Here is a 7,188-nt window from a genome sequence, read left to right as displayed (position 1 = left end):
GGGGGGGAGGGGGGGGGGGGGGGGGGGGGGGGGGGGGGGGGGGGGTGGGGGGGGGGGGGGGGGGGGGGGGGTTTGTTTCTTTTTTGCGTTGGGGGGGGGGGCCACCCCGGGGGGCGGGCGCTCCCCCCCCCCCTGCGCGTTGCTCAGTCCAGCCAGTGCCGGCGCCCGATGCTGATCAGCCGCATCTGCCGCGAGGCGACGTGCGCCACCCGCTCCCGGTCCGCGTCCGTGCCCTCCATGGCCTCCAGGAACAGCGAGGCGGTGATCAGCATCTGGTCCACGTAGAGATGGGCCAGCATCAGCAGGTCGTCGTCGCTCCAGCCCGCGGACTGCGGGTCCTTGGCGAGCTCGTCCCGCACCTCCTCGGCGAACCGGGCCAGCTGGTCCCGGATGGCGTCCCGCACCGGCTGAACTCCGCCATGTCGCTCACGGGCGATGAATCGGACATGCGCGGGGTACGCGTCCACATGGCCGGCGATCAACTCGATGGCGCGCGTGATGCGTTCCTCGCTGTTGTCCGCCGAGGTCACCGTCGTCCGGATCATCGGGTGCAGGCTGCCCAGCGCTTCCTCGACCAGGGCCACGCCGAGATCGGGGATGGAGCGGAAGTGCCGGTAGAAGGCGGTGGGGGCGACGCCGACGGCACGGGTGACCTCGCGCAGGCCCAGGCTGCTCAGGCTCTGCTCCTCCAGCAGACCGAGCGCCGCGTCGAGGAGCGCCTGCCTGGTCTTCTGCTTCTGGGCCTGCCGGATGCCGAGGGTGTGACTCATGTCATCCAGTTAACAACTGTTCTCTGGATTTGGAAAGCCGTAGGACAGGCTAGACTCTGTAGTCAGTGAACAACTGTTACTACAACTGTTCACCGAACCGTAACTCGGAGGGGGATCCATCCCATGCTGTTCCTTGTCGCCGCACTGCTGCTGTTCGGCGCGGTGCTGGGCACCGTGGCCCACGCGCCGTTCGCGTTCACGCTCGTCGCGGCCGCCGTCATCGCCGCCTGGCTCGGCATCTTCGCGCTCCGGGAGCGCAACGGCCGCCGCCGCCACTCGTCCACGCACTGACCGACCGTCCCTACGGCTTCCTGGAGCTGACCCGTCATGCAACTCACCGCACCGGCCACCGGCCGCACCACCTCGAGCCCGCGTCGTGACGCCGACGGCATGGCCGTCGCGTCCTTCATCCTCGGCCTGCTCGGCCTGCTGGTCCTCAACCTCTTCCTCGGCCCCATCGCCATCGCCCTGGCCGCCGTGGCCCTCTGGCGCGGCACGGCCCGCCGTGGACGCGCCTTCCTGGGCCTGACCCTGGGCGTCGCGGACCTCGCCGTCCTCGCGATCGCGATGCAGGTCTCCAACACGGTGTCCTGGAGCCTGTGACCCGCTCGCTCCGTCACCCGCGTCACCTGCGTGGGCAGCCGTTCCGCAGTGCGGAACGGGTGAGCACGGCGTGCGTCGCCGGGCGCTTGACGACGAGGTCAAGCGCGGCGCAGGGTACGGGCAACCTCGCTGCAGCACCGGGCGACCTTGACGCCGGGTCCTGCCTGCGGCCCCGTAGAATCGGGGCATCATGGCTTACCTCGACCACGCCGCGACCACCCCGATGCTCCCCGAGGCAGTCGAGGCGATGACCGCCCAGCTGAGCGTCACGGGCAACGCCTCCTCGCTCCACGCCTCCGGCCGCCAGGCCCGCCGCACCGTCGAGGAGGCCCGCGAGACCCTCGCGGAAGCACTCGGCGCCCGTCCCAGCGAGGTCGTTCTCACCTCCGGCGGCACCGAGGCGGACAACCTCGCCGTGAAGGGCCTGTACTGGTCCCGCCGCGACGCCGACCCGGCCCGCACCCGCGTCCTGTCCAGCCCGGTCGAGCACCACGCCGTCCTCGACGCCGTCCACTGGCTCGGCGAGCACGAGGGCGCCACGGTCGAGTACCTCCCGGTCGACTCCCACGGACGCGTCCACCCCGAGGCGCTGCGCGAGGCCATCGCCCGCAACCCCGACGACGTCGCCCTGGCCACCGTGATGTGGGCCAACAACGAGATCGGCACGATCCTGCCGGTCCGTGAACTGGCCGACGTGGCACAGGAGTTCGGCATCCCGCTGCACTCCGACGCGGTCCAGGCCTTCGGCCAGGTCCCGGTCGACTTCGCCGCCTCCGGGCTCGCCGCGATGACGGTCTCGGGCCACAAGATCGGCGGCCCCTACGGCATCGGCGCCCTGGTCCTCGGCCGCGACTACACCCCCGTGCCCGTCCTGCACGGCGGCGGCCAGGAGCGCCACGTCCGCTCCGGCACCCTCGACGTCCCGGCCGTCGCCTCCTTCGCGGTGGCCGCACGTCTGGCCACCGAGCAGCGCGAGTGGTTCGCGACCGAGATCGGCGCCCTGCGCGACAGCCTGGTCGAGGCGGTCCGCGCGGCCGTCCCGGACGCGATCCTCGGCGGCGACCCGGTGGACCGGCTGCCGGCCAACGCCCACTTCACCTTCCCCGGCTGCGAGGGCGACTCCCTGCTGCTCCTCCTCGACGCGCAGGGCATCGAGTGCTCCACCGGCTCCGCCTGCACCGCGGGCGTCGCCCAGCCCAGCCACGTCCTGCTGGCCACCGGCACGGACCCCGACCTGGCCCGCGGCACGCTGCGCTTCTCCCTCGGCCACACCTCCACGGAGGCGGACGTGGAGGCGCTGGCCAAGGCGATCGGCCCGGCGGTCGAGCGTGCCCGCGCCGCCGGACTGACCTGACCCGCCCGGGAGTTGCCCTACGACTTCGCGGCCGAAGGCGAGGCCGACGCTGATGCCGAGGCCGCGGCCGACGCCCGGTGCACGAGCCGCAGGTAGCGGTCCCAGTCCCAGTAGCGCCCCGGGTCGGTGTGGTCCGCCCCCGGCACCTCGGAGTGGCCGATGATGTGCGTCCGGTCGATCGGTATGCCGTAGCGCCCGCATATCCCCGCGGTCAGGCGCGCGGAGGCCGCGTACATCGCGTCCGTGAACGAGGACCGGTGCTCCACGAAGCCCTCGTGCTCGATGCCGACACTGCGTTCGTTGTACGCGCGGTTGCCGGAGTGGAAGGCCACGTCCAGTTCGCGGATCATCTGCGTGATCTCGCCGTTCTGCCGGACGATGTAGTGGGCCGCGGCCTGGTGGGCCGGGTTCAGGAAGGCCTTGACCGCGCTCGCGAAGCTGCCCTGGGTGACATGGACGACCACCCGGTCGATCGGGTAGTCGGCGGGACGGTCCGCGCGGCGGTAGTTCGCCGAGGAGGCCGCCAGCCACCGCGCGCCCCGGAAGTCGACCGCACCCGGCGTGCGCGGCTTCTCCACCCCGGGCATCCGCCACCACAGATGCGACAGCTCCTCGCGCGCCAGGACGGCCGTGCCGACGGCGGCCGCCGCACCGCCGATCAGCAGCGCGCGGCGCCCGATCCGCCGGTCCGAGTCGCTCCTCGTGTCCCCCATGTGATCACCAACGGATACTCGTGGGCTCCGGTTCCCGCGCCCCCGTACTCTTGAAGGGTTATGACTGACACCTCGCAGCGCCCCCGCCCCCTTCGCGTACTCGCCGCCATGTCCGGCGGAGTGGACTCCGCCGTCGCCGCCGCCCGCGCCGCCGAGGCCGGCCACGACGTGACCGGTGTCCATCTGGCGTTGTCCGCGAACCCGCAATCGTTCCGCACGGGCGCGCGTGGCTGCTGCACCATCGAGGACTCGCGCGACGCCCGCCGGGCCGCGGACGTCATCGGCATCCCGTTCTACGTCTGGGACCTCGCCGACCGCTTCCGCGAGGACGTGGTCGAGGACTTCGTCGCCGAGTACGAGGCCGGGCGCACCCCGAACCCCTGCCTGCGCTGCAACGAGAAGATCAAGTTCGCCGCCCTGCTGGACAAGGCGCTGGCCCTCGGCTTCGACGCGGTCTGCACCGGCCACTACGCCAAGGTGATCGTGAACGAGGGCGGCACGCGCGAGCTGCACCGCGCCTCCGACATGGCCAAGGACCAGTCGTACGTCCTCGGGGTGCTCGACGACCGGCAGCTGGCGCACGCCCTGTTCCCGCTGGGTGACACGGTGACCACCAAGGACGAGATCCGCGCCGAGGCCGAGCGCCGCGGCCTCGCGGTCGCCAAGAAGCCGGACTCGCACGACATCTGCTTCATCGCCGACGGCGACACCCAGGGCTTCTTGGCCTCCCGCCTGGGCAAGGCGGAGGGCGACATCGTCGACGAGTCCGGCGCCAAGCTCGGCACCCACGAGGGCGCGTACGGCTTCACCATCGGCCAGCGCAAGGGACTGCGCATCGGCACCCCGGCACCCGACGGCAAGCCGCGCTACGTCCTCGACATCTCGCCGGTCGACAACACGGTGACGGTCGGCCCGGCCGCGGCCCTGGACGTCACCGCGCTCACCGCCGTCAAGCCGCGCTGGTGCGGAGTGGCACCCGCCGGCCCCGGCACGTACACCGCCCAGCTGCGCGCGCACGGCGGCGAGACCGAGGTGCGGGCCGAGCTGGCCGACGGCACCCTCGAGGTGTCGTTCACCGAGCCGGTCCGCGGCGTCGCCCCCGGCCAGGCGATCGTCCTGTACGAGGGCACGCGCGTGGTGGGCTCGGCGACGATCGCGACGACCACGCGCGCGACCGCGACCGTGGCCTGAACCGCCCTACCCGGCCGGGGAGAAGAACTCCGCCAGCACCGGCGCGAGCACCTGCGGATCCACCCGGTGGGTCTGGTCCGCAAGGCTGCGGTACGTCCCCTGCGGCACCGCGTCGGCGACGGCCCGGGCGGCCTCGCCCATCCAGGCGGGGCTCGCCGAGCCGGCGACCGACAGCACGGGCACGCCGATCGTGGCGAGCCGCGCGCGGGGCACCGTTCCGTCCCCCAGCAGGGCGTCGTCGTAGGCGAGGCTCGGCGCGAGTGCCTCCATCGCGGCCCACATGGGGGACTGGCGGGCGCCGCGGATCATCTCCTCGGCCAGCCCCGTCAGCCGCAGGAACAGCTCGACGGCGTCCCCGCGCCGGTCCTCGCGCAGCGCCTCGGTGAGGTTCGCGGTGTACTCGGTGCGCTCCTTGCCGGCGTCCCCGGACATGGCGAACGGCACCTCGTACACGGCGGCCCGGGGGACCGGCAGCCCGCTCGCCACCGCCTCCAGGACGAGCGCGCCGCCCGAGGAGATGCCGTAGAGCGAGGCCTCGCCGCCCGCCACCTCGATGAGCGCCGCGAGGTCCTCGACCTCGCGGGCCACCGCGTAGGGCGCCGTGTCGCCGCTCTCGCCCCGGCCGCGGCGGTCGTAGACGATCACGCCGAAGCGGTCGGAGAGAGCCGCGGCGAGGGGGACCACCGTGGCACTCGTCGACATCGCACCGCTGACGAGGACGACCGCGGGGCCCTGTCCGAACCGTTCGTACGCGACGGGGGTGCCGTCACGTGAAAGGGTCTTCTTCTCCATGTCTTTGGAGACTGCCCCACCACGCGCGGATATGCGCGCTCAACCGCTCACGACACGTCCACTTCGTAGAAGCAGAGGTGGTCCTTGATCTCGGTGACGTCCGGCTTGGGGTCGGGGTAGGACCAGACGATGTCCGCCGCGTCCGCGGCGGACCAGTACGAGGCGGTGCCCTTGAACGGGCAGTAGGTGTGCGTGTCCGACGGCGTCAGCAGGTCGAGGCGCACGTCCTCGGCCGGGATGTAGTACCGCACCGGACAGCCGGTCTCGCGCAGCAGCAGCGGCCGGTCGCTCTCCGCCAGAACCTGGTCGCCGTGCACCACGCGCACGTGCTGGTCGCCTTGCTCGATGGTGATCGTGTGTCCTTGGGCCATACCTGGGCAGCGCTCGCGGGCCCGCGGTTCTTCCCGCGTACGGTTGCCTCATGCGTATCTGCGTCTTCCTCTCCGCCGCCGACCTCGACGACCGCTACACGCGCCCCGCGCGCGACTTCGCGAAACTGCTGGGCAAGGGCGGGCACACGCTCGTCTGGGGCGGTTCGGACGTCGGGCTGATGAAGGTGGTCGCCGACGGCGTGCAGGAGGCGGGAGGCCGGCTCTGCGGGGTCTCCGTGGACTTCCTGGCGGCCAAGGCACGCCACGGCGCGGACGAGATGGTGATCGCCCGCGACCTCGCCGAGCGCAAGCGGCTGCTCCTGGAGAAGGCCGACGCGGTGGTGATCATGGTGGGCGGCACCGGCACGCTCGACGAGGCCACCGAGATCCTGGAGCTGAAGAAGCACGGGCACACCGACAAGCCGGTCGTCCTGCTCAACACCGCGGGCTTCTACGACGGCCTCAAGGAGCAGTTCCGGCGCATGGAGGACGAGGGCTTCCTGCCCCGCCCGCTCACCGAGCTGGTGTTCTTCGCCGAGGAGCCGGTGGGCGCGCTGGCGTACCTGGAGGAGAGCCAGGGCGTCGAGTGAGGCGCGGCGGGACCGGCGTGGGGCGCCGCGGGACCGGCGCGAGGTGAGCGGGGGAGCCGGGCGGGGGGACGTCCGGCACCCGCGTGATGCGAGCATGGCGGCATGGCTACACATGTGATCACCGGAGCGGGCTCCGGCATCGGCGCGGCCGTCGCCCGCCGCCTCCACGCGCGCGGGGACGAACTCGTGCTCCACGCGCGCGACGCCGGCCGCGCGAAGGAGCTGGCGGCGGAGTTCCCCGGTGCGAGGACCCTCGTGGGCGACCTGGCCGACCCGGACAAGCTGTCCTGGGCCTTCTCCCACCAGACGCTCCCCGACCGGGTCGACTCGCTGCTCCACATCGCGGGCGTCGTCGACCTCGGACCGGTCGGCGACCTCACGCCCAAGACCTGGCGCCACCAGCTCAACGTCAACCTGATCGCCCCGGCCGAGCTGACCCGGCACTTCCTGCCCCAGCTCCGCGCCACCCGCGGCCACGTCGTCTTCGTCAACTCCGGCGCCGGCCTGAGCGCCAGTGCCAACTGGTCCGCGTACGCCGCCTCCAAGCACGGCCTCAAGGCCCTCGCCGACTCCCTGCGCCAGGAGGAGCACGCGGCCGGCGTCCGCGTCACCTCGGTCTACCCCGGCCGCACCGCCAGCCCCATGCAGGCCAAGGTCCACCAGCAGGAGGGCAAGGAGTACGACGCCGCGCAGTGGATCGACCCCGAGTCGGTGGCGACCACGATCCTGATGGCCGTCGACCTGCCGGCGGACGCCGAGGTCAACGACCTGACGGTGCGCCCGGGCAGGTGACGGCGGGACGGG

Annotated in this window: 10 protein-coding genes; 6 read left to right on the top strand and 4 right to left on the bottom strand. The window is 72.6% G+C overall.

The window, feature by feature from the left end:
* Positions 1-143: 143 nt before the first annotated feature.
* Positions 144-770: a TetR family transcriptional regulator gene (locus ACFU97_RS31565; RefSeq protein WP_384263515.1), complete on the bottom strand. Its 627-nt coding sequence runs from the start codon at positions 768-770 to the stop codon at positions 144-146.
* A 123-nt stretch (positions 771-893) separates the two neighbouring features.
* Here ACFU97_RS31565 and ACFU97_RS31560 point away from each other — a divergent pair, with 123 nt between their 5' ends.
* The 3 genes from ACFU97_RS31560 to ACFU97_RS31550 all read left to right on the top strand — a co-directional run bounded on the left by ACFU97_RS31560 (position 894) and on the right by ACFU97_RS31550 (position 2,727).
* Entirely contained in the window at positions 894-1,061 is a 168-nt protein-coding gene (locus ACFU97_RS31560) for a hypothetical protein (RefSeq protein ID WP_384263513.1), read from the top strand.
* Between the two features lie 36 nt (positions 1,062-1,097).
* Positions 1,098-1,373 (top strand): DUF4190 domain-containing protein, encoded by a 276-nt coding sequence (locus ACFU97_RS31555; protein WP_384263511.1) that lies wholly within the window; start codon positions 1,098-1,100, stop codon positions 1,371-1,373.
* A 190-nt stretch (positions 1,374-1,563) separates the two neighbouring features.
* Entirely contained in the window at positions 1,564-2,727 is a 1,164-nt protein-coding gene (locus ACFU97_RS31550; RefSeq protein WP_384263509.1) for a cysteine desulfurase family protein, read from the top strand.
* A gap of 17 nt (positions 2,728-2,744) precedes the next feature.
* Here the strand turns inward: ACFU97_RS31550 and ACFU97_RS31545 are convergent, their stop codons facing one another.
* Positions 2,745-3,440 (bottom strand): N-acetylmuramoyl-L-alanine amidase, encoded by a 696-nt coding sequence (locus tag ACFU97_RS31545; RefSeq protein WP_384263506.1) that lies wholly within the window; start codon positions 3,438-3,440, stop codon positions 2,745-2,747.
* A gap of 60 nt (positions 3,441-3,500) precedes the next feature.
* Between ACFU97_RS31545 and mnmA the strand changes: the two genes are divergently transcribed.
* Positions 3,501-4,631: a tRNA 2-thiouridine(34) synthase MnmA gene (gene mnmA, locus ACFU97_RS31540; protein ID WP_384263504.1), complete on the top strand. Its 1,131-nt coding sequence runs from the start codon at positions 3,501-3,503 to the stop codon at positions 4,629-4,631.
* 6 nt (positions 4,632-4,637) lie between these two features.
* Here mnmA and ACFU97_RS31535 read toward each other — a convergent pair whose 3' ends face one another.
* Together ACFU97_RS31535 and ACFU97_RS31530 are read right to left on the bottom strand one after the other, a co-directional pair.
* Positions 4,638-5,423: an alpha/beta fold hydrolase gene (locus tag ACFU97_RS31535; RefSeq protein WP_384263501.1), complete on the bottom strand. Its 786-nt coding sequence runs from the start codon at positions 5,421-5,423 to the stop codon at positions 4,638-4,640.
* 47 nt (positions 5,424-5,470) lie between these two features.
* The gene (locus tag ACFU97_RS31530; protein ID WP_384263499.1) at positions 5,471-5,794 is read right to left on the bottom strand and encodes a DUF427 domain-containing protein; all 324 of its coding nucleotides are present in this window, start codon (positions 5,792-5,794) and stop codon (positions 5,471-5,473) included.
* 50 nt (positions 5,795-5,844) lie between these two features.
* Here ACFU97_RS31530 and ACFU97_RS31525 point away from each other — a divergent pair, with 50 nt between their 5' ends.
* Together ACFU97_RS31525 and ACFU97_RS31520 are read left to right on the top strand one after the other, a co-directional pair.
* Positions 5,845-6,384: a TIGR00730 family Rossman fold protein gene (locus tag ACFU97_RS31525; protein ID WP_384263497.1), complete on the top strand. Its 540-nt coding sequence runs from the start codon at positions 5,845-5,847 to the stop codon at positions 6,382-6,384.
* 102 nt (positions 6,385-6,486) lie between these two features.
* Positions 6,487-7,176 carry an SDR family oxidoreductase gene (locus ACFU97_RS31520; protein WP_384263494.1) on the top strand — a complete coding sequence of 230 codons (690 nt, stop codon included), beginning with the start codon at positions 6,487-6,489 and terminating at the stop codon, positions 7,174-7,176.
* The last annotated feature ends 12 nt before the right edge of the window (positions 7,177-7,188 follow it).

The organism is Streptomyces sp. NPDC057616, assembly GCF_042800575.1.
Classification (GTDB): Bacteria; Actinomycetota; Actinomycetes; order Streptomycetales; family Streptomycetaceae; genus Streptomyces.
The sequence above is the reverse complement of the archived record's forward strand: the minus strand, read 5'-3'. Positions and strand labels throughout refer to the sequence as shown.